The following is a 21,098-nucleotide window of genomic DNA, read 5'->3' as shown; positions in this document are numbered from 1 at the left end:
GTACCATATTCTGTTTGATTGGGTTTAGAGAGCTTTCTACTGCCACAAAGCCAGCAGAAATACAAAAAGACCAATCCCAAGCGTGACTTTTAGAAGTAAGCCAAGAGGGGCACCACCTTTTGGCGCTTTGTTACAACATCCCATAATCATTTCCTAATCGAGCGTGAATTTCATTTCACCATAAACCTTTCCCTTACGGTAAGGTCAATGCATTTGTTTAACTCGAATTTCAGACAACAAAAAGGCGAACCATTTGGTTCGCCTTTTGTTTATTTAAAATCTACAAAAACTAGTCTTCGTAGTTATCGATGCTTGGGCAAGAACAGATTAGGTTACGGTCGCCGTATACGTTGTCTACACGGTTAACTGTTGGCCAGTACTTCGAGTTCTTCGTTGCTTTCGATGGGAAGCAAGCCAGTTCGCGAGAGTAAGGGCGATCCCATTCTGCGCCTGAAAGGTCAACTTGTGTATGCGGTGCGTTCACTAGAGGGTTGTTGTCTAGTGGCCATTCACCCGCTTTTACTGCTGCCATTTCGTGACGGATTGCGATCATCGCTTCACAGAAACGGTCTAGCTCTTCTAAGTCTTCTGATTCAGTTGGCTCTACCATTAGTGTGCCAGCTACTGGGAAAGACATAGTAGGCGCGTGGAAACCGAAGTCCATTAGACGCTTAGCAATATCTTCTTCGCTGATGCCTGTGTCTTCTTTTAGCGGGCGAATATCGATAATACATTCGTGCGCTACGCGGCCGTTAGTGCCACGGTAAAGAACAGGGTAGTGAGGACGTAGTTTCTCCATCACGTAGTTCGCGTTCAGAATCGCTACTTTCGTTGCGTCTGTTAGGCCAGGTTCGCCCATCATCGCGATGTAAGCCCAAGAGATAGGTAGAATTGAAGCACTACCTAGATCTGCAGCTGATACCGCGTAGTCAGAACCTTGTACACCGTTTTCGATGTGACCTGGTAGGAAAGGTGCTAGGTGCGATTTAACACCGATAGGACCCATACCCGGACCGCCACCACCGTGTGGGATACAGAATGTTTTGTGTAGGTTCAAGTGAGATACGTCTGAACCGATGAAGCCAGGTGAAGTTAGTCCTACTTGAGCGTTCATGTTCGCGCCGTCTAGGTAAACCTGACCGCCCGCTGCGTGTACTTGTTCACACACTTCTTTCACTTGCTCTTCGTATACGCCGTGCGTAGAAGGGTAAGTGATCATGATGCTTGATAGGTTTTCTTTGTGCTTCTCGATTTTCGCTGCTAGGTCTGTCATGTCGATGTTGCCATCTTCATCACACTTAACAACCACTACCTTCATAGAAACCATTGATGCTGTTGCAGGGTTAGTACCGTGCGCAGAGCTTGGGATCAGACAAACGTTACGGTGAGCTTCACCGCGGCTTGCGTGGTAACGTTGAATCGCGATTAGACCAGCGTATTCGCCAGATGCACCAGAGTTAGGCTGTAGTGAGAAATCGTCGTAACCAGTGATTTCGCATAGCTTCTCTTTAAGATCTTTTGCTAATGCTGTGTAACCCGCCGCTTGCTCTAGAGGTGCGAATGGGTGAATAGAACCAAACTCAGGCCATGTTACTGGAATCATCTCAGCAGCAGCGTTCAGCTTCATTGTACAGCTGCCCAGTGGGATCATGCCGTGCGTTAGTGAGAAGTCTTTGTTCTCAAGCTGTTTTAGGTAACGCATCATTTGCGTTTCGCTGTGGTGCGTGTTGAATACTGGGTGAGTTAGGAACTCTGATTCACGACGGCAGTTTTCTGGAATTGCTGCAAACTCATTTGATGCAATGTTAGAAGATAGCGCTTGAACGTCTTCTTTAACGTCGAAGATAGCGAATAGGGCATTCACGTCGTCGACTGTAGTTGTTTCATCTAAGCTGATACCAATTTTGCCAACAAGTCGACGAAGGTTGATGTCTGCTGCTTGCGCTTTTGCGTACAGTGCATCTGTCTTGTCTTCTGTGTTCAGCGTGATGGTATCAAAGAAGCTGTTATTCGTTAGCTCGTAACCCGCTTTAGTCAGGCCGGCCGCTAGGATAGCTGTCATGTGGTGTGTACGACGAGCAATAGTACGAAGGCCTTCTGCACCGTGGTAAACCGCGTAGAAAGACGCCATATTTGCTAGAAGTGCTTGAGCTGTACAGATGTTCGATGTCGCTTTCTCGCGGCGGATGTGTTGCTCACGAGTTTGCATTGCCATACGTAGTGCTTGGTTACCGTGAGTATCGATTGAAACACCGATTACACGACCTGGCATTGTACGCTTATGCTTTTCACGAGTACCCATGAATGCAGCGTGTGGACCACCGTAACCCATAGGAACACCGAAACGCTGCGCGCTGCCGATTACTACGTCTGCGCCCATTTCGCCCGCTGGCTTAAGTAGAGCAGAAGCAAGTAGGTCAGTTGCAACCGTTACAAGAGTCTTGTTTGCTTGAGCTTTCGCAATGATGTCTGTTAGGTCGCGAACTTCACCTGTTGTACCAGGGTATTGAACCAACGCACCAAATACGTCTTGCTCTGGAAGTGTTTCAAGAGCACCAACCATTACTTCAAAACCGATGTATTCAGCACGAGTTTTAACAACTTCTAGTGTTTGAGGGTGAACATCGTCAGCAACGAAGAATACTTTGCTCTTACTTTTACCAGCACGCTTACACAGTGTCATTGCTTCGCCAGCCGCTGTCGCTTCATCAAGAAGAGACGCGTTCGCGATTTCCATGCCGGTTAAGTCCATTACCATTTGTTGGTAATTCAGTAGAGCTTCAAGACGACCTTGAGAAATCTCTGGTTGGTATGGTGTGTAAGCTGTGTACCAGCCTGGGTTCTCTAAAACGTTACGTAGAATAACGTTTGGAGTGAATGTGTTGTAGTAGCCTTGGCCAATGAAAGTACGTTTCACTTGGTTTAGGTTAGCGATCTCTTTAAGAGAGGTCAGCATGTCCATTTCGCTCAGTGGCGCAGCAAGTGTCATTGGTTTTTCAAGACGGATTTGTGCAGGAACCGTTTCGTCGATCAGTGCTTCTAAGCTAGTCGCGTTGATCGCTTCAAGCATTTTTTGCTGGTCTGCTTTATTAGGGCCGTTATGACGAGCAACAAACTCGTTTTGCGTACCCAAGTCTTTCAGTAATTGGCTTTGAAGTAATTCAGTCATGATATGTTCTACTTTCTCTCTGGAGCCGTGAGCTAGCCCCTAAAATTAAGCTGCTCCAAAAGAGCAGCTTTATCGTAATGAGGTTACCTATTAGTCTTCTTCGATAGAGCTTAGGTATTCTTCCGCATCTTTAAGGTTGTTTAGTTCAGACGCATCAGACATCTTCACTTTAACAATCCAACCACCTTCATAAGGTTCTTCGTTGATTAGCTCTGGGCTATCTTCTAATTCTTCGTTGATTTCTACGATTTCGCCAGAGATTGGTGCGTAGATATCAGAAGCAGCTTTCACTGATTCAACTAGAGAGAAGCTTTCGCCAGCTTCAATTTCGTCATCAGTGTCAGGCAGGTCAACAAACACAACGTCACCTAGCATCTCTTGAGCGTGCTCAGAAATACCGATAGTCACAGTACCGTCACCGTTGTCTTTTACCCACTCGTGGCTGTCTGCAAACTTTAGTGTATTGTCCATTGCTTATTCTCCAAAAATTTATGAGGTTTTAATTTAAATCTTAAAAACGGTTTAACGGTAAAGAGGGAAGCGTTTGCAAAGCTCTTTAACTTGCTTGCGAACACGTTGCTCAACTTCAGCGTTGCCTTCAGGGCTTTCAACTAAGCCGTCAAGAACATCACCGATCCATTCACCGATAAGTTTGAATTCTTCAGTGCCAAAACCACGACTGGTTCCAGCTGGCGTACCTAAACGAATGCCAGAAGTAATCATAGGCTTCTCTGAGTCGAATGGTATGCCATTTTTGTTACATGTGATCCCTGCACGCTCTAATGCTTCTTCAGTTACGTTACCTTTCAAGCCCTTAGGACGAAGGTCAACCAGCATTAGGTGCGTGTCTGTTCCGCCAGTCACAATGTCACAACCGCGAGTTTGCAACACTTCAGCAAGAACTTTTGCGTTGTCGATCACTGAATCAATATAAGTATTAAATTCTGGGCCAAGTGCTTCGCCAAACGCCACTGCTTTAGCCGCGATAACGTGCATTAGTGGGCCGCCTTGAAGGCCAGGGAACACTGCAGAGTTGATCTTTTTGTTGATGTCTTCGTGGTTAGTAAGAATCATGCCGCCGCGTGGGCCACGAAGTGTTTTGTGCGTTGTTGTAGTCACAACGTGTGCGTGTGGTAGTGGGCTAGGGTGAGCACCTGTCGCGATAAGACCCGCGATGTGTGCCATATCGACCATTAGGATAGCGCCAACTTCGTCAGCGATTTCGCGGAACTTAGCGAAATCAATAACGCGTGGGATAGCACTACCACCAGCAATAATCATTTTAGGTTGGCTTTCGATTGCTAAAGCGCGAACCGCTTCGTAATCGATTTCAAGAGTGTCGCGGTCTACGCCATATTGAACTGCGTTGAACCACTTACCAGACATTGCAGGGCGCGCCCCGTGTGTAAGGTGGCCACCAGCGTCTAGAGACATACCTAGGATAGTGTCGCCAGGTTGAAGTAGGGCAAGTTTAACTGCGCCATTTGCTTGAGCACCTGAGTGAGGCTGTACGTTTACGTATTCGCATTTGAACAGCTGTTTAGCGCGTTCAATCGCGATAGCTTCAACTGTATCTACGTGCTCACAACCACCGTAGTAGCGACGGCCTGGGTAGCCTTCTGCGTATTTGTTGGTTAGGCAAGTGCCTTGAGCTTGCATTACTGCTTTAGAAACGATGTTCTCAGAAGCAATAAGTTCGATTTGTTCGTTTTGACGAGTGTTCTCTGCTTGGATTCCAGCAAATACTGCGTCGTCAGTCGCAGATAGGTTCGTAGAGAAAAAACTGTCTAAGCTATGGTTTTGGTAAGCGTTCATTGTCGAGACCTTTCATTAAGCTAATGGTGATTGTTTTTATAGTCCATTAGGTCTTACGTTGATTTCTGCATCGGTATCGTTTGCGCTATATAGGTATAGATAAACGTGAATTGCGTTATAAATATACTCTTACAGCGTCTAAGCGATCGTTGTAGGGTCAATGCAGCACGAATTGTTTCCCAAAAAGTTCGGGTAAAAAACAGCTCTTACAAATGTTAAATCTATCATTTGCTGCAAGCTGAAGTAGCATCTCTTCATCTAACAAGTCGATAACATAGCTCCGATAAAATCAATTTTCAACAAAAATTTCCAATAGGAAACAACTTTTCTTGTTTTGCTACGGGGAGCACGCTTTATTTCTCTGTGTGCTCTTTAATCAACAAAGCGCTTCATGCAACAATGAAATTAATAGACAGGAAGCAAGAAATTAATGAGGGACCTATGTCAGAAGACATTTATGATGAGTACCCATCTTTAACGTTGGCGAAGGAAACGTTAGACCAGAATATCGAACCACTTAGGCTTGGCCAGCGTATTAAAGATATCCGCGGCAAGCTTGGGATCACGCTAGAAGAAGCAAGCCAAAGAACTGGCTTGGCGCGTTCTACGCTCAGCAAAATCGAGAACGAACAGATCTCACCAACGTTTCAAGCAATGCAAAAATTGGCGATGGGTTTGCAAATAGATATGCCGCAACTCTTTGAGCCACCAAGAAAAAAAGTGGCAACAGGACGTCGAGACTTAACCAAGGCAGGCCAAGGTAAACCACACCCAACACCGACTTATGAACATGAGCTGCTTGCGACTGAGCTTTCTAATAAGAAGATGATGCCGTTTAAGAGCCGCGTGAGAGCACGTACTTTTGAAGAGTATAACGATTGGGTGCGTCATGACGGTGAAGAGTTCTTAATGATCATCTCTGGCGATGTGATGTTCTACTCAGAATTCTACGAACCTGTGCCAATGAGCGAAGGCGATAGCATGTATTACGATGCCAATATGGGCCATATGCTGATTTCGACCAGCACAGAAGATGCACTCATTTTGTGGGTGACTGCAAAATAAGTTAACAAACTTAGAATTTCTTATAGTGAATGCAAACGTTTGCTTTTGTTTCGAACGTTAGTTAACAGACGCGATATTGATGTGAAAATCATCAATATCGCGTTTTTGTATGCACCTATAAATTGTTTTTAAATTGTTAAATGTCACATTTTGAGCTGTTTTAATCTTGTTAAGGGTGTAAAACTCACTCAGGCTTGTTTATTATAGTGAACACGGTTTACTCATGTTGATTGAAGTTTACTGAAGTGAATTCTTAGAAAGTGAGTTGTATGAGGTTTGTACAGCTATTCAGATTTATAAAGCTAACAATATAAGCCTATATAAAAGACATCACTTTTTACTATCTACTGTTTCTAACGTTAATCCGTATCGTTAGAGGCGACTCTAAATAGAGATATAAGCGGCAGACTCGATTTTGGACAGCCTGCAACGCTTCATGGAGAATAAAATGACTCAAGAACACGCTAATCAAGACCTACTAAAAACACCACTGCATGCACTTCACGTTGAAGAAGGCGCAAAGATGGTTCCTTTCGCTGGCTACGATATGCCAGTTCAGTACCCACTAGGTGTAAAGAAAGAGCACTTGCACACTCGTGACGCTGCCGGTCTTTTTGATGTTTCTCACATGGGGCAACTTCGTCTACATGGTGCGAACGCAGCTGCTGTCTTAGAATCTTTGGTTCCTGTAGATATTATCGACCTTCCTTCTGGTAAACAGCGTTACGCGTTCTTTACTAATGAGCAGGGCGGCATCATGGATGACCTTATGGTTGCAAACCTAGGCGATCACCTATTTGTTGTTGTGAACGCGGCTTGTAAAACACAAGATATCGACCACCTTACTGCGCACCTTCCAGCTGACGTAGAGATGGAAGTGATTGATGACCGCGCTCTATTGGCACTTCAAGGTCCTAAAGCGTCTGAAGTTCTTGCTCGTTTCCAACCAAGCGTTGCAGACATGCTGTTCATGGATGTTCAAAAAGTCGATATCGATGGCGTTGAATGCATCGTGAGCCGCAGTGGCTACACGGGTGAAGATGGCTACGAGATCTCAATACCGAACGATCACGCTGAAGCACTAGCACGTAAGCTGACTTCAGAAGCTGAAGTTGAGTGGATTGGCCTGGGTGCTCGTGACTCACTTCGTCTTGAGTGTGGTCTATGTCTGTACGGTCACGATCTAGATACAACAACAACGCCGGTAGAAGCTAGCCTTTTATGGGGTATCCAAAAAGTGCGTCGTACTGACGGTGAACGTGCAGGCGGTTTCCCTGGCGCTGATATCATCCTTGAGCAAATCGCGACTAAAGACGTTCAACGCAAGCGTGTTGGTCTTGTTGGTCAAACTAAAGCACCAGTGCGTGAAGGCGCTGAATTGTTTGACGCTGAAGGTAACAAGGTTGGTGTGGTAACAAGTGGTACAGCGGGCCCTAACGCGGGCAAGCCTGTTTCTATGGCTTACGTTCGCACTGACCTAGCGGTTATTGGCACCGAAGTATTCGCTGAAGTTCGTGGCAAGAAGCTACCTATGACAGTAGAAAAAATGCCATTCGTACCTCAGCGTTACTACCGTGGCTAATCTCTTTTAAGAGAAACCACTAAGCTAAATGAAAGCCTATTGTTTGATTCCCTGTATAGAGAAGTCCGACGGTAGGCTTTTTTGTTTTTGAAAGCGTATGTTTTTGGAGGCGTATTAGGTTTAGGGCTACCATTAATAACGGTTGCTTAGAATGCGTCTATAAAATGAGAGATGTGGCCATATCGTTACAAATACTTACTATACTGTTGGTTGTGACGTGTTATGGTGGCGATTCATCATTTTTGTAAATAAGTAGTAGGGGTTACAAGGAGTTATCTATGAATGTTAACCATACAATGAGTCCAGTTCGTAAGGCCGTCGTTGGGCTTTTAGCGCCATTAATCTATACATCAAGTGTTATGGCGACAGAAAACTCGGTCGAAACTTCTCCTGACGCGAACGTAACACCTTATATTGTGAATGGTAGTGATGCTTCAGTGACGGAATTCCCTTCAATGGCGAGTTTGTTCATTGATCGTATTGATTATGATGGTGTTTACTCAACAGGCCCTTATTGCGGCGCAACCATTTTAGACCCGACCCACATTCTAACCGCAGCACACTGTATTTACGGTAACGAAGAAGGTCAATTGTTTACTACTGTTGTCCCTCAACTTGAAGATTCGTCTCAATTTCCTAACGGTAACATTCAAAAAGCACGTGTATCCGAAGTTTACTATCGCAGTGATTATTCAAATGCGTTGAGCAACCTATTACGCAATGACGTTGCTATACTTAAGTTAGAAAGCGCACTGAATGTCGACTCAATCAATGATGTTGTTAAGCGTCCTTCAAACGATGATTATCGAATTGGTGTTAATGACTTCGTTGCTGTTGGCCATGGCGATACACGTTCAGGTTTTGACAGTACGACCTTATTGCAAAAAGCATCACTTAATTATGTAGACAATGCGACTTGTGCAACTGCTTTTATTGATGGCTCGGCATTAACTGATAATCAAATTTGTTTTAATGGTGACTATAGCGTATTCACCGGTCTTTATAGTGGTACTTGTCAAGGTGACTCTGGTGGTCCAGTCTATTGGAAAGATGGCACTGACTATAGACAGGTTGGTATCACTAGCTTTGGGCCAGACACATGTGGTGGAAACTCTACGGTAACATCTGTATTTACTGAAATCCTTGACTATAAAGCCTGGATTGATAGCGTAATTGCTGGAACTGAAACCGCTAAATTTGTTTCTACTGACGCTAAGCGAACAGCTTATGTGAATGCGCGAACTTCATCTGGCTCTGGCAGCAGCGGAGGTAGTGTTTCATTTGGTTTGCTAGGTATGCTGATGTTGATTGCTGGTGTTAGAAAAGCAGTTAAACGTTAGAACTTCAAAATGTTTGAACAAGTCGACGCTTTATCTAACGATAGCGTCGACTTTTACAGATTTACAGTTGGTTAGTTGTTTGTCGAACTAGTTACTCAGCTCGATTACCGTTTTACGGCTGTATCTTTCGACAATCTTATCCATCTCTTTTACTGCGTCGTTAATACTTTGAATACCGCCTTGTACGACACCTTTTTCATTTTGGTTCAGAGCAGAAAAGGCCTGCTTCAATTCTTTCTCTTCCAACATACTGCCGTGCAACAGCACTTCTTTGTAAGTCAGTAACCTATGCTGCACTGCAATAATTTCTGAGCGGGTATTGTCCGTTTCTAATGCGTGCTTAATGCAAGGAAATGCCACTTTATAACGATTCGCAATTTCCAATATGACGTCTTTCTTGTTCGCAATTTGCAATTTTTCTAATTTCCCAACACTTGAATACTCAAGTTACCTAGCCTGTACGTTCACAACTGATATCAGTGTGAAGGTTTATGAAACGTAACGGTTTTTATCAAGCGAATAATATGCCTTTGATGGCTTATGTAAACCATCACAAGTCAATATGGTCTGCTTCTTGCTGAATTTAGGACATAACTGTCTTTTGAGGATGAGCTTATGTCACAAGAACCCATAATAATGGCGCTGATTGAGCGTAGGAAACAAGCCAACTTGTCTCAAGAAAAGTTAGCCTCGAGTGCAGGAATGAGTTTAAAAACCTATCAACGGATTGAACGCGGCGAAGCGGACATCAAGATGTCTCAGTATCGTTCAATCACCAGAACCTTAAAAGTGACGGATTTGGATGTGGTACTTGATATTGTTGGTGCATCACAAGCGACTGCGGAAGATGTAGCAGCAGTCAGTCGCCTGCTGACCAGCGAAGAGCGCCTGTTGTTGATCAAGCTGATTTTGTCGGTCAAAAAGAATCAGTAGTCTCTCTTTCAAATAAACAGTGTAATGGATCTATTCGTTAGTTAAATTGACAGATATTTCTAGGGTGATGTGTTCTATGAGCGCGTGAAGCCATCAGCTCACTCTTCCACGCAGCTGTTTGGTGGTGCTTCTTTGTTTCTTGCTTTCTAAACGTCTTTTCTGAGAACCACGTGTTGGCTTAGTCGCTCGTCTCACTTTTTGAACTTTTGTTGCTTCCAAGATAAGTTCTTTCAAACGCACTAAAGCGTCATCTCGGTTTTGTTCCTGCGTTCTATATTGCTGTGCCTTAATGATAATCACGCCATCTTTAGTGATACGGCTATCTTTGTGTGCGAGAAGCTTTTCTTTATAGAAGTCAGGTAGGGTAGAGTGCTTGATATCAAAACGTAAATGTATCGCGCTTGATACTTTATTGACGTTCTGACCGCCGGCTCCTTGTGCTCTGATCGCTGTTAACTGGAGTTCCCAGTCTTGAATCGAAACAGAGTTAGATATTTGTAACATAAACATCCATTTTGAACGGTAATATGGCGCCATGATACTGAATATTGGTTATGGTATCAGTAACTTTATTAAAGAGTGGTAGTAGTGATGAAAATAGATTTAACGGCATATGAAGGACTAATCTTTGATATGGACGGTACGTTGATCGATACAATGCCTGCACATGTAAAGGCGTGGCAGCAAACGGCTGAAGAGTTTGGCTTTCATTTTGAAGCGTCTTGGCTGCATAGCTTAGGTGGTATGCCGAGTTATAAGATAGCCGGTGAAGTGAACAGCAAATACGGTTTATCGCTCGATCCACAAGCGGTCTCTACGTTTAAGATGGCGTCGTTTGCGGCTATTGAAGACAAAGGAGACGTTATCCCTTGTACCCACTCTCTGCTGTTAGAGCATCTGGGTAATAAGAAGATTGCGGTAGGAACGGGCAGTCAACGTAAAAGTGCCGAACAGTTACTGGATAAGACAGACATCTTGAGTAAGCTCGATATCCTAGTGACAGCAACAGATGTGAAGAATCACAAACCAAATCCGGATACTTTCTTAGATGCCTGTTTTGGTATGGGTTTACAGCCAAAGCAGTGTGTTGTGTTTGAAGATACCAACCTAGGTAAGCAGGCTGCTCATGCTGCGAACATGGATTGTATTCTGGTGGTAGAAGGGATCAAGTTACAGTTCTATCCAGCGCCAAGCTGATTGAAAGGATTGGGTTGTTAAACCGCCAAACTGATAGCCTAGCGGAACAATACTGATTTTCTGTTAGGCAATTTCGCTCATTTCGCTGTCTAGGAACAGGCACACACTGTTTCGACCGGCTGCCTTGGCTTCGTAGAGTGCTAGATCGGCGCACTTGTAGTTAAGAGCAGGGTCGTTAGTCAGGTTGGTGATTCCGCCACTGACCGTCACCACGTTGTCGAGCTCAATACTGACTGCGATTCTCAATCTGTTAAGCACATATTCGGCTTCTTCAGTTGTGGTATGAGGCAGAATAACGCCAAATTCTTCACCACCAATACGAGCCACAAAATCAGTTTCTCGGCACTCTCGTTGTAATACCTGAGCAACGGTTTGAATGACTCTATCACCATAATCATGACCAAATCTGTCGTTGATGCGTTTGAAGTGGTCTATGTCCAAAATCGCTAAGCAAGACTGTTCGCGAGTAGGGTACCGATTCACACGAGAGCACTCATCTCGTAGCTCAAGATCGAACTTACGGCGGTTCCAACACCCAGCTAAGGCATCTTTTTCGCTCAGGTTTCTCAGTTTGTTTTCTAGCTCTTTGTGTTTACTGATATCCACAAATGAAGCGACATAAAACTGAATCACGTCTTTCGAATCTTTGATGGTTTGGATTCGCAGTATTTCCGTAATCAAAGACCCGTCTTTACGACGATTAACCACTTCGCCTTCCCACATGCCTTTCTGTTTGATGATGCTCCACATCTTGATGTAGAACTCTTCGTTGTAGCGACCAGAAGCAAACATGGACGGTTGGCGGCCTTTTACGTCTTCTAACTCGTAGCCACTAACACGGGTGAACTCTTGGTTTACCTTGATGATTCGGTTGTTTCTGTCGGTAATCACCAAGGCAGACATACCATTCATCGCAGCCTTAGCAAGTTGGCTCTCGATACTGTTCTTCTTGTGGTTGCTGTTCCACAATACGAAGCCAGCGGAGATCATCGAAATCAAGAAAGATAGGGTGATGATCTGAACGACAATCGCTTGTTTTTCTTGTCGGTATTGACTGCTGAAATGCTGATTTTCAATGTGAAGAACCATGTAAATAGGGCCTGCAAACTGCTTTATCTTTGGGCTGATGTCAGAGTGGAAATACCAGTTCTTACCATCGAAATAGCTAGACGAAGAGTTGGATTGAATGTCTTTCCAAAGCGCCGGATATAGATTTGCGTATGTCTTGTCTGAACGTGACTCTAAAACATGTCCAAATGATTCAGCCGGGTCGGGGCCCATGATGACATGGCCAGTTTTGTTTAGAATGACCGGGACTGCAGCTGAGTCTCCGATTTGGTAATGAAGACGCTTGTAAATCTCAAGCATGTTTAGATTCGCAATGAAGTAACCAATAATTCGATTCCCTTCAGCGACTGGCGTCATAATGCGAAGCGCCGGCGTTAATGGGTGGATGATTTCTCCGTTTTCCATTTCTAAGTCAATGCCTCTAGAGCTGACATCGCCAATCTCTAACTTCTGTAGCATCTTGTAGTAATCTCGAGAGGATTTGTTTTGCAGTTCGTTCTCTGGGACGACAGTTGCTTTACCGTCTTTGTAGTTAACGCGGAACACTTCGTTTCCAGCTAGATCGAGATAACGAAGCTGAGAATAGTATTTTTGGCCACGAGCTAACATCACCCAAAGGTCTTGCAGGGTTTCTTTATGGATAATAGAAGGTTCTTGAATCGCTCGGAGTAGTGTTTGAGAGTCGGCTATTGAAGGAACAGAGTTAGAGATTTGCTCAACAATAACAGCGAGTTCGTGAAAGCTGTATTCGATCTGGTTCTGGCTGGACTGTTTGATATTTAGCGTGTGCTGAGCTTCAACCCTGTCGAATTCAGAGTTTATGTAGAGGGCAGGGACTAGTCCTAGGGCAAAGATGGTACATAGAAATTGGCTGACTAGTTTTTTTATACTTGTATTCATCACTGTCCTCAAAGAATCAGCGCAATACTATATATTTTATAAGGTTTTTAATGTGATCTTTACCCAGAAGTTAAAACAAGATTCGCATATAACTACGATTTTAGTGCAACTTTTTGCACTTAGGCTTGATTATTGAGCAATCACTTCGTTAGGGAATGATTGCTCAATATAGAACACCGCTCTGAAAATTGAGCCAAATTAATCGCGATTAATTGCCATTTATCTAGCTAAGAGCATCTAGCTTAGGCCGACGATATTTCCATTACTATCAATATCTAACGACATGAACGCCGGTTTGTCAGGCAAGCCTGGCATGGTCATCACATTGCCGCACAACGCGTAAATAAAGCCAGCACCAGCACACAATTTTAGTTCTCTAACAGGCACGTCAAATTGAGTGGGTGCACCTTTAATGTGTGCTTCTGTTGAGATCGATAGCGGTGTTTTTGCCAAACAAACCGATAGGTCGCTATAGCCATGCAGTTTGAATTCAGCCAGTTGTTTTTTAGCCAGTGGAGATAGCGAAATACTTGCCGCGCCATAACCAACTTCAGCAACTGCCATTAGCTTTTCTTCTAGGCTTTGCTCTGAGTGATACAAAGGCTTAAATTCACTCTGTTTTTGGCAAGCTTTTACCACGGCGTGAGCCAATTGAGTCGCCCCTTCGCCACCTTGACCAAATGCTTCGCTTACTTCAACGCTAACGCTTGAGTCGAAGTCGGTGATCATCTGTTTCAAAGCATCGAGCTCTTGAGCTGAGTCTTGTGGGAATCGGTTAATCGCAACAACTGTAGGCACTTGGTATTGCTTAACGTTGTTGATGTGCCATTTAAGGTTCTCAAAGCCTGCAATTAGCGCGTCTTGGTCATCATTAAAAATTGAATCAGGTAATGGAGTCCCCGGTCTCAAATCGTATAAACCAGAGTTGGCTTTTAATCCACGTAAGGTTGCGACAACCACAGCGCAATCGGGCTTTTTGTTCGACGCTTTCGCTTTTATGTTGCACGCTTTCTCAAAGCCCATGTCTGAGCCGAAACCACCTTCGGTCACGACAAAGTCACTCAGTTTTAACGCTATTTTATCGGCAATAATTGAAGAGTTACCATGTGCAATGTTCGCGAAAGGCCCGGCGTGAATTAGGGTCGGAACGCCTTCAAAGGTTTGCATCAATGTTGGTTCAATAGAATCCTTCATTGTTACGGTCATTGCGCCTGCGACGTTGAAGTCATCTGCGGTTAACGGCAAGCCTTGTTTGTTGTAAGCGAGTACCACTCGTCCGATTCGCTTTCTCAAATCTTGAAGGTCATTGGCTAGAGCAAGGATAGCCATCAACTCTGAAGCGGCTGAGATATCAAATCCATCTTCGCGTTCAAAGCCATTAATAGTTTTGTCTGCTTCGTTCTTGCCAACCGTGATCATGCGTAATGCGCGATCATTGTGGTCAAGTACACGTCGCCAAACAATTCTGCTTGGGTCGATATCCAGTGCTTTTAAGCCTGAGCGCGCTTCAAAGGCTACTAACCCTTCACGCTGTTCATGATACAAACGCGCATCAATGGCGGCAGAGGCGAGGTTGTGAGCGGCCGTAACAGCATGAATATCGCCTGTCAGATGCAGGTTTAATTGTTCCATAGGGGCGACTTGAGAGTAACCACCGCCCGCTGCGCCGCCTTTTACACCAAATACCGGGCCCATTGAAGGCTGACGAATGCAAGCCATGGCAGATTGGTTAATCTTTGCGAGGCCTTGTGCTAATCCGATAGTAGTAACGGTTTTGCCTTCACCAAGAGGTGTCGGTGTGATCGCCGTGACTACGACTAATTTACCATCTTGTTGGTTGGCGAGGCGTTCAAGTGATGTGAGAGACACTTTTGATTTGAATTGCCCTAATGGCTGATGTTCGTTGTGGTGCAGGCCAGCTTGCTTGGCAACCTCACTGATGTTTTTAAGGGGAGTAGAGCGACAAATATCAATATCAGACAGCATATTTGATCCTTATATCAGAACCGAAAGGTGGTACGTAAACGTTTGCGTGGCGATAGTACTGTATAAATTTGCCAAGTAAAGGCAAACCACACGAATTATGTGCTGGAAGATAACAGATCTAAAGAGTCATTGCGCGAGATCAAATCTTAAACGAGCAAAATATTCGATCTGATTACCTTGAGTTGCAGTTATATTGGCGTTGTATACAAAAAGGGCTGCATATAGCAGCCCTTTAAGGAATGGGTAATCTCACTTGGCGTTAACCTTTAAGAGGTAACTGCCTAATATGGTCGATTAACGATCCCAGTATGTTTCTTCTAAGCTATCTTCGCGTTCAGGTAGTGCACGAGAAAGGCGAGGAGAGTGCTGAGTCAACACTTCGTAGCTTACACGGTTTGCGTATTTACAAATTTGAGACAGTGAAGAGTAAGTTAGACAAGTGTGCTCGTGTTTCTCTGAGTTTGGTACATTCACGTGGTGGTAGCTGTTTGCTGCCATGTCGTGAAGTAGTGCTGAAAGTGCACCATCGCCAGCGCCATTGGTATTCTTAATCTCAAGTGGGCCACCTAGGTAAGGGCCAATGTGAGAGTACACTTTTACTGGGTCTTTACAGTCTTGCTTGCGCATCGCACGGCTGAATTCGTATTTATTGAACTCAGGGATGTTACCCGGTAACAATGGCAGTGTGGTTTCGCGTTTCGCTGGTTCGTCAGTGTAACCTGCCATGTATAGACCAATAGGGCCTGCAGTACATAGAACTAGGTCAACCCACTCAAGTGCTTTGTTAGCAGCCAATAGAGGATCTTTTTCACCCGTTAGCGCTTCACCTTCGTCTTCGTTCATCGCGACGATGGTTACGTTTTCTTTCAGGTATTCTTGCCACCATTCAGCGTTACCTTCGATCACATACTTAGTACCAAGCGTTAGTACAACTGGCACATTGTGCGCTTTCGCGTATTCAATCGCTTTTTGTACCGCTTTTGGCATCGGATCTTCAGGTTTGCCACGCATTAGGTATGACGACACAACCAATGCAGAAGCTTTCTCGAACACTTTTTCAGGAATGCTTTCTGGAAGAAGTTGGTTCATATGGCCTTCGTTGATTGCAAACGTACGTTCGCCATCTTCAGAAATCAGCGTGTAACAACGACCAATTGGACCATCAACAGTTTGAAGGTGGTTTAGATTCATACGAGAAGAAGTGCGGCAAAGGTAACGATAACCAAATGAGCCAACTTCAATCTTCTTAGACATTACGCCAAGCAGAACAGATTTGCTGTCTGCAAGTACGGAATAGTTGTGCAGTGTGTTGCCGATAGTATCGCCAGGGTATTGATGCGTGATCAAACCGCGCTCAACTAACTCTTCATACAGCGCATCTGCTTTACTTTCTTCCAATACCAGTGAGTGACCTTTACTCAGCTCGTATTTTTCTAAGAACTCGTTGTCAACACGGGCTTCGATATCAACAATCGTTTGCCCAACACCGACAATCGTTGCGCGGTGAAGCTTAGGCGTTTGTTGAATTTGGTTGACCAACGGATCACGTGCGTGAGTTGGAAAGTAGTGCTTAGATTTACGCTGTCCAGGAAACTTCATATGAAAAATACAGTGAAAAAATTTTGCCGCATGATATCACATTTTGTTTCTGTTTCTTTCATTTTTATTACATTTTGAATCACCTGCACAATGTCTGTACAGGTGATTCGGCTTACTTGTGCTTAAGGCTATTCAGCTGGAACAAGTGTTGCTGGGTCTACGTAAGCCTCTGTACCCCAAAGCGGAACGGTTGAAAGGCTATGTTTGAAACTGCCTTCCGTTTCTTTGGTGGTGTAAGACAAGTAAAGCAGCGACTGATTCTCTGCATCGTAGATACGACGAACCTTCATTGTTTTAAAGAAGATACTTTTCGATTGCTTGAATACCACTTCGCCAGACTTACTCTTGTCTATTTGAGCAATCATTTCTGGTGTAATTTCACCTGTTTGACGACAAGAGATAGAGCTATCACTTGGATCAGAAAGGCTAAGGTTTGCTTCGATTGATGCGATATGACAGGTCACACCTGCGATCTTATCGTCATCTAATGAAGACATCTTGATATCCTTCATTGTGAAGAAACCCAGTGAGACGTCGCCAACCTCGTTGTCCGAACAGCCTGCTAACATTGTCACGATACCTGCTGCTATTAAGGCTTTTTTCATAAGAAGTCCTTTTTATTTATATAGTTCTGTTTACTATAAGGATATTGAAAGCTTGAATACGAGTGTAGAGCTTTTCGCTAAGTTCTTAAAGGATGTTGTTGGATAATGAAAAATATGAAGCATTTAAAGTACTTGTTGGCCTTGGTCATGCTCTGTATGCTCTCTGCTTGTAGCTCGGCACCTCAGCCGACCGTATGTCTTCCAAATAACTGCGATATTTGGGGATACTAACCGTAGGTACTAAAAGAATGAATAACGAAATACCTGAAATTGCACACAAGAAAAACCAATGGCTATTTAGTCAGCTCGATATTGCTTACCCCGCAAAAGAGAGCCTCCTCGGTCGTGAACTTTATCAAAGCAAACTTCCATCCAAGACATACCAACTCCTAGCACAAGATCAAACTCCTTCCCAAATTGATGAACTGCATAAAGTCGATTTCCATAAATTGACCGTGCTATTTTCACTTAACCAAGCAAGCGTTTACCAAGATGAAACGGAAAGGGCACACATGCTTGAGTTCTTGAGCCAAATTATGCTTTCTGACGATCATGTCTTATATATTGGTACTCAAAATGGTGAAGTTGTGGCGAGCGCTATCGTCACAGAAGCAGATGGTTCCCTATTGATCTCGGATGTCGTTGCTGGAAGTGGCCAAAGTATCAACAACTTTGCTAAGCAGTTATACGATTTTTGGGCACAAGATCATGCTTCTTGCGATAAAGTGTGGATCGAGAACTAAAGATTCTTTGACAAAGCGTTAATCTAAGTACAATACCCCGTCTTATTTAAAGGGTATTGTATGTACAAGCTATTGATATCAATCGCTGTATTGTGTGTTAGCGCTTATTCTTCACTCAGCGTTGCTAACGACTGGGATATAAAGCGCATCCTAGTTTTACACTCATACGAACCTTCTTACCAATGGACTGCTGACTTCCAAAAAGGGATAGACAGTGCGTTCAACCAATCTCAAACCGAAGTTAAACTCTCAATCGAGTATTTGGATTCAAAGCGTGTCCACAGCCCAGAGTACTACGCCTCTCTCGCGAACTACTTACGTGCGAAATATGCAGGTTATAAGTTTGATGGCGTCATTGCGACGGACGATAACGCGGCCAATTTCCTGGAATCTCTGCCTAATTTGATTGATCGCTCCACACCTGTCGTTGCTGCTGGCATCAATGATTTCAGTACCGACATGTATGCGGTGTCTGACAGAGCAACCGTGCTTTATGAGAACGATCAGATAGACGTTAATATTAAGCTGATCTCCAAATTAAGACCTAATCTAAAGAATCTCTATTTTGTAAATGATTACAGTGTCACGTCTGAGCTGATTCATAAAGAAATGAACAGAATGATGGCTGAGTTTCCAAATATCAATCTCGTAGAAATTCGCGATTTGTCGCTTGAACATACAAGCCAATTTTTGGAAGGGATCTCTGCGGACGATGCGGTATTACTCAGTCATTACAACACCGAGTTGAAGCAAGGGGTTTACCACACTTACCAAGAGATTGCGGATACGTTGTCAAAAGCGAGTGCTGCTCCGGTGTTTGCTTTGTGGCAGTTCTATATTTCGGGTGATGTACTCGGTGGCTACGTTAATCACTCACAAAGCATGGGTGAAGAGGCTGTCGATGCGTTGGATAAATACCTTCCTCTGGGTTTTACGACACCGTTAACTCCCGGAGACAACAAACGTTTTGTATTCAATTACCCTGCAATGAAGCGATACGGGATTAGTGCAAACGCGTTACCTGACGAAGCGGTTTTCATTAATGAGCCTTCATCCTTTATTCGTAAAAACTTCCAGTTGTTATTAGGGCTGTCGATGGTGATTGCGGGTTTGAGCCTGATCATCTTGATGCAATTCGTTACTCTGCGCCAAAAGAAAGAGTTGGCGAATAAGAACAAACGAATCTTAAAGCTTCAGAAACAGACCTTGAATATCCAAAAGGATATGATTCATGTTCTCGGTGAAGCGATTGAAACCCGCTCTGGCGAAACAGGTAATCACGTTAAGCGTGTAGCCAAGTTGTCTGCATTGCTAGCGAAGTATCGTGGCTTGAGCCATCGTGAAGTCGAGATGATTGAGATCATCAGCCCAATGCACGATGTGGGTAAGATTTCAGTCCCTGAATCAATCTTGGACAAACCTGGGAAATTAACCGACCAAGAGTGGGAGGTGATGAAGCTTCATACTACGGCTGGCTATAACTTACTAAAGAGCGGAGCGGGTGATATTACCAACCTCGCAGCAATCATTGCTAACGAACATCACGAGCGTTGGGATGGTGCTGGATACCCGAATGGCAAAGTGGGTGATGAAATACACCTGTTTGCTCGTATCACCGCCGTAGCCGATGTATTTGATGCGCTGCTTAGTGCGCGTTGCTACAAAGAACCGTGGCCATTAGAGATGGTAGTCGATTTGTTTGAGCGAGAGTGTGGCTACCAGTTTGATCCTCAGCTGACTAAATTGCTACTGAAACACTTACCCGAGTTTGTCGCTATCCGAGATTCGTATCCCGATACTGAAACTGTGGAATATGCGTCTTCACCTTCGCTTGAAGCTAAAGTACTAGAAGAGTCAGTTGTTAGCTAACCGTTGCTTTATCTGAGTAGTCTATAAGTCTTGTTTTTTATCTATTCATCGCGATCCGGCTAGAAAGTAGTGATTTATATTTTCCCCTGAAATTAAGTCGCTTATGTAAACCTCGCAGTATTTGATTTCGTAGAATCTGGGCTAATTTGATGAAAACTGTTGCTTATGCCGAGCGATAAAGTGATCAACCCCATATTTCGCGAAGAGAAATAAGCCTGTATCTGCAAACTGTTACCTCAATCATCTCGCGCATTGAAAGAACACTATAGGATAAAACTTGGATTCAATCTGAGTGAGATACCTATGCGGTTAGAGCAGACTAAATGTGTGATTTTCGATTGTGACGGAACACTTATCGATAGTGAAAAGCTGTGCTGCCAAGCTTTGGTGAACGTTTTCACTGGCTTTGGGGCAGAGTTAAACGTCAACGACTGTTATGCGCACTTTCAAGGCGGGAAGCTAGCCGACATCTTAATGGATACACAAGAACGTCTTGGGCTATCTATCTCGATTGATACACTTGAGCCGTTATACCGCACTGAATTAGAAGCACTGTTCCAGCGTCATTTAAAACCGATGGACGGCGCTATCGAACTTATTGAATTTCTCAAACAACAAGACATCGAGTTTTGTATCGCTTCCAATGCACCGAAATCTAGAGTTGAATCTTCATTGGCGATGACAGGCATGCTTGACGACTTCAAAGGCAAAGTGTTCTCGGCTTTTGATGCTAATAGTTGGAAGCCAGAGCCTGATCTAATCATGTACACGGCCATGAACATGGGCTTTCTACCGAATGAGTGCATCTACGTGGATGATACGTTGAAAGGGATTGAGGCTGGTGTTCGCGCGGGTATCCAATCGTTTCGATTACGCCCGAGTATTGATGAAGCAATCGTAGATCCCGAAGCCGACTCAGCAGAACTCGCGGCTCAGGATATCTACAGTTTAGAAGAAATTTCAGTTTGGATTAATGGCAAGCACTGCTCAAATGGTGGTATATCGAATTCTGCAGCTTTGGTGGGGTAGAGCTTAGTTGGAGGCTGACTACCTTACTAAATTGTTTGGTATGGAAACCGCAAGATGCACAAGTAAACTTCTCTCCACTTTCTGAAAGCAGATACTCGTCGTGTTGGCATAAAGGGCATGTAATGTCGTCGGTGTTTGGTGTTTCTGTTTTATTCATTATGTGTCACCTGCAGCAAGAGGGTAAGCGAAAAAAGACCC

Annotated in this window: 17 protein-coding genes; 8 read left to right on the top strand and 9 right to left on the bottom strand. The window is 44.1% G+C overall.

The features are described 5' to 3' along the window. Positions 1 to 289 precede the first annotated feature (289 nt). From gcvP to AB4484_RS16025, 3 genes are all read right to left on the bottom strand, one after another. The gene (gene gcvP, locus AB4484_RS16035) at positions 290 to 3,169 is read right to left on the bottom strand and encodes an aminomethyl-transferring glycine dehydrogenase (protein WP_048613733.1); all 2,880 of its coding nucleotides are present in this window, start codon (positions 3,167 to 3,169) and stop codon (positions 290 to 292) included. Between the two features lie 90 nt (positions 3,170 to 3,259). Continuing rightward, positions 3,260 to 3,640 carry a glycine cleavage system protein GcvH gene (gene gcvH, locus AB4484_RS16030; RefSeq protein WP_017064654.1) on the bottom strand — a complete coding sequence of 127 codons (381 nt, stop codon included), beginning with the start codon at positions 3,638 to 3,640 and terminating at the stop codon, positions 3,260 to 3,262. 51 nt (positions 3,641 to 3,691) lie between these two features. After that, the gene (locus tag AB4484_RS16025; protein ID WP_017064653.1) at positions 3,692 to 4,984 is read right to left on the bottom strand and encodes a serine hydroxymethyltransferase; all 1,293 of its coding nucleotides are present in this window, start codon (positions 4,982 to 4,984) and stop codon (positions 3,692 to 3,694) included. 441 nt (positions 4,985 to 5,425) lie between these two features. Here AB4484_RS16025 and AB4484_RS16020 point away from each other — a divergent pair, with 441 nt between their 5' ends. The 3 genes from AB4484_RS16020 to AB4484_RS16010 all read left to right on the top strand — a co-directional run bounded on the left by AB4484_RS16020 (position 5,426) and on the right by AB4484_RS16010 (position 8,971). Beyond that, positions 5,426 to 6,049 carry a helix-turn-helix domain-containing protein gene (locus AB4484_RS16020; RefSeq protein WP_017064652.1) on the top strand — a complete coding sequence of 208 codons (624 nt, stop codon included), beginning with the start codon at positions 5,426 to 5,428 and terminating at the stop codon, positions 6,047 to 6,049. Between the two features lie 448 nt (positions 6,050 to 6,497). Continuing rightward, positions 6,498 to 7,631, top strand: a complete 1,134-nt coding sequence (gcvT, locus tag AB4484_RS16015; RefSeq protein WP_372079192.1) for a glycine cleavage system aminomethyltransferase GcvT — start codon at positions 6,498 to 6,500, stop codon at positions 7,629 to 7,631. Between the two features lie 278 nt (positions 7,632 to 7,909). Then, a complete protein-coding gene (locus AB4484_RS16010; RefSeq protein ID WP_372079190.1) occupies positions 7,910 to 8,971 on the top strand; it encodes a trypsin-like serine protease in 1,062 nt (353 codons plus the stop codon). Between the two features lie 87 nt (positions 8,972 to 9,058). On the opposite strand, the gene AB4484_RS16005 is transcribed toward AB4484_RS16010, so the two are convergent. Then, positions 9,059 to 9,385, bottom strand: a complete 327-nt coding sequence (locus tag AB4484_RS16005; RefSeq protein ID WP_372079188.1) for a hypothetical protein — start codon at positions 9,383 to 9,385, stop codon at positions 9,059 to 9,061. Positions 9,386 to 9,586: 201 nt separating this feature from the next. Here AB4484_RS16005 and AB4484_RS16000 point away from each other — a divergent pair, with 201 nt between their 5' ends. Continuing rightward, complete coding sequence (locus AB4484_RS16000; RefSeq protein WP_050644849.1) at positions 9,587 to 9,904, top strand: helix-turn-helix transcriptional regulator; 318 nt, start codon at positions 9,587 to 9,589, stop codon at positions 9,902 to 9,904. A gap of 93 nt (positions 9,905 to 9,997) precedes the next feature. Here AB4484_RS16000 and arfB read toward each other — a convergent pair whose 3' ends face one another. Beyond that, positions 9,998 to 10,408, bottom strand: a complete 411-nt coding sequence (gene arfB, locus AB4484_RS15995) for an alternative ribosome rescue aminoacyl-tRNA hydrolase ArfB (protein ID WP_017059842.1) — start codon at positions 10,406 to 10,408, stop codon at positions 9,998 to 10,000. An 87-nt stretch (positions 10,409 to 10,495) separates the two neighbouring features. On the opposite strand from arfB, the gene AB4484_RS15990 reads away from it, so the two are divergent. After that, positions 10,496 to 11,101: a beta-phosphoglucomutase family hydrolase gene (locus AB4484_RS15990; RefSeq protein WP_372079279.1), complete on the top strand. Its 606-nt coding sequence runs from the start codon at positions 10,496 to 10,498 to the stop codon at positions 11,099 to 11,101. A 63-nt stretch (positions 11,102 to 11,164) separates the two neighbouring features. Here the strand turns inward: AB4484_RS15990 and AB4484_RS15985 are convergent, their stop codons facing one another. From AB4484_RS15985 to AB4484_RS15970, 4 genes are all read right to left on the bottom strand, one after another. Next, positions 11,165 to 13,069, bottom strand: a complete 1,905-nt coding sequence (locus AB4484_RS15985; RefSeq protein ID WP_372079186.1) for a GGDEF domain-containing protein — start codon at positions 13,067 to 13,069, stop codon at positions 11,165 to 11,167. A 237-nt stretch (positions 13,070 to 13,306) separates the two neighbouring features. Next, positions 13,307 to 15,055 (bottom strand): formate--tetrahydrofolate ligase, encoded by a 1,749-nt coding sequence (locus AB4484_RS15980; protein ID WP_372079183.1) that lies wholly within the window; start codon positions 15,053 to 15,055, stop codon positions 13,307 to 13,309. A gap of 294 nt (positions 15,056 to 15,349) precedes the next feature. Next, complete coding sequence (locus tag AB4484_RS15975) at positions 15,350 to 16,654, bottom strand: inosine/guanosine kinase (RefSeq protein WP_017069885.1); 1,305 nt, start codon at positions 16,652 to 16,654, stop codon at positions 15,350 to 15,352. A 128-nt stretch (positions 16,655 to 16,782) separates the two neighbouring features. Further along, positions 16,783 to 17,259: a CreA family protein gene (locus AB4484_RS15970; protein WP_017059837.1), complete on the bottom strand. Its 477-nt coding sequence runs from the start codon at positions 17,257 to 17,259 to the stop codon at positions 16,783 to 16,785. 248 nt (positions 17,260 to 17,507) lie between these two features. Here AB4484_RS15970 and AB4484_RS15965 point away from each other — a divergent pair, with 248 nt between their 5' ends. The 3 genes from AB4484_RS15965 (at position 17,508) to AB4484_RS15955 (ending at position 20,900) form a co-directional block, all read left to right on the top strand. Beyond that, a complete protein-coding gene (locus tag AB4484_RS15965) occupies positions 17,508 to 18,002 on the top strand; it encodes a hypothetical protein (RefSeq protein ID WP_372079181.1) in 495 nt (164 codons plus the stop codon). Positions 18,003 to 18,062: 60 nt separating this feature from the next. Continuing rightward, on the top strand, positions 18,063 to 19,871 hold the full coding sequence (locus AB4484_RS15960) for an HD domain-containing phosphohydrolase (protein ID WP_372079179.1): 1,809 nt from the start codon (positions 18,063 to 18,065) through the stop codon (positions 19,869 to 19,871). A gap of 303 nt (positions 19,872 to 20,174) precedes the next feature. Beyond that, positions 20,175 to 20,900 (top strand): HAD-IA family hydrolase, encoded by a 726-nt coding sequence (locus AB4484_RS15955; protein WP_048612527.1) that lies wholly within the window; start codon positions 20,175 to 20,177, stop codon positions 20,898 to 20,900. Positions 20,901 to 21,098 lie beyond the last annotated feature (198 nt).

The sequence above is a fragment of the Vibrio sp. 10N.261.46.A3 genome, assembly GCF_041472995.1.
Classification (GTDB): Bacteria; Pseudomonadota; Gammaproteobacteria; order Enterobacterales; family Vibrionaceae; genus Vibrio; species Vibrio coralliirubri.
Note: the sequence above shows the minus strand (reverse complement) of the source record. Positions and strands in the feature narration are given on the sequence as shown.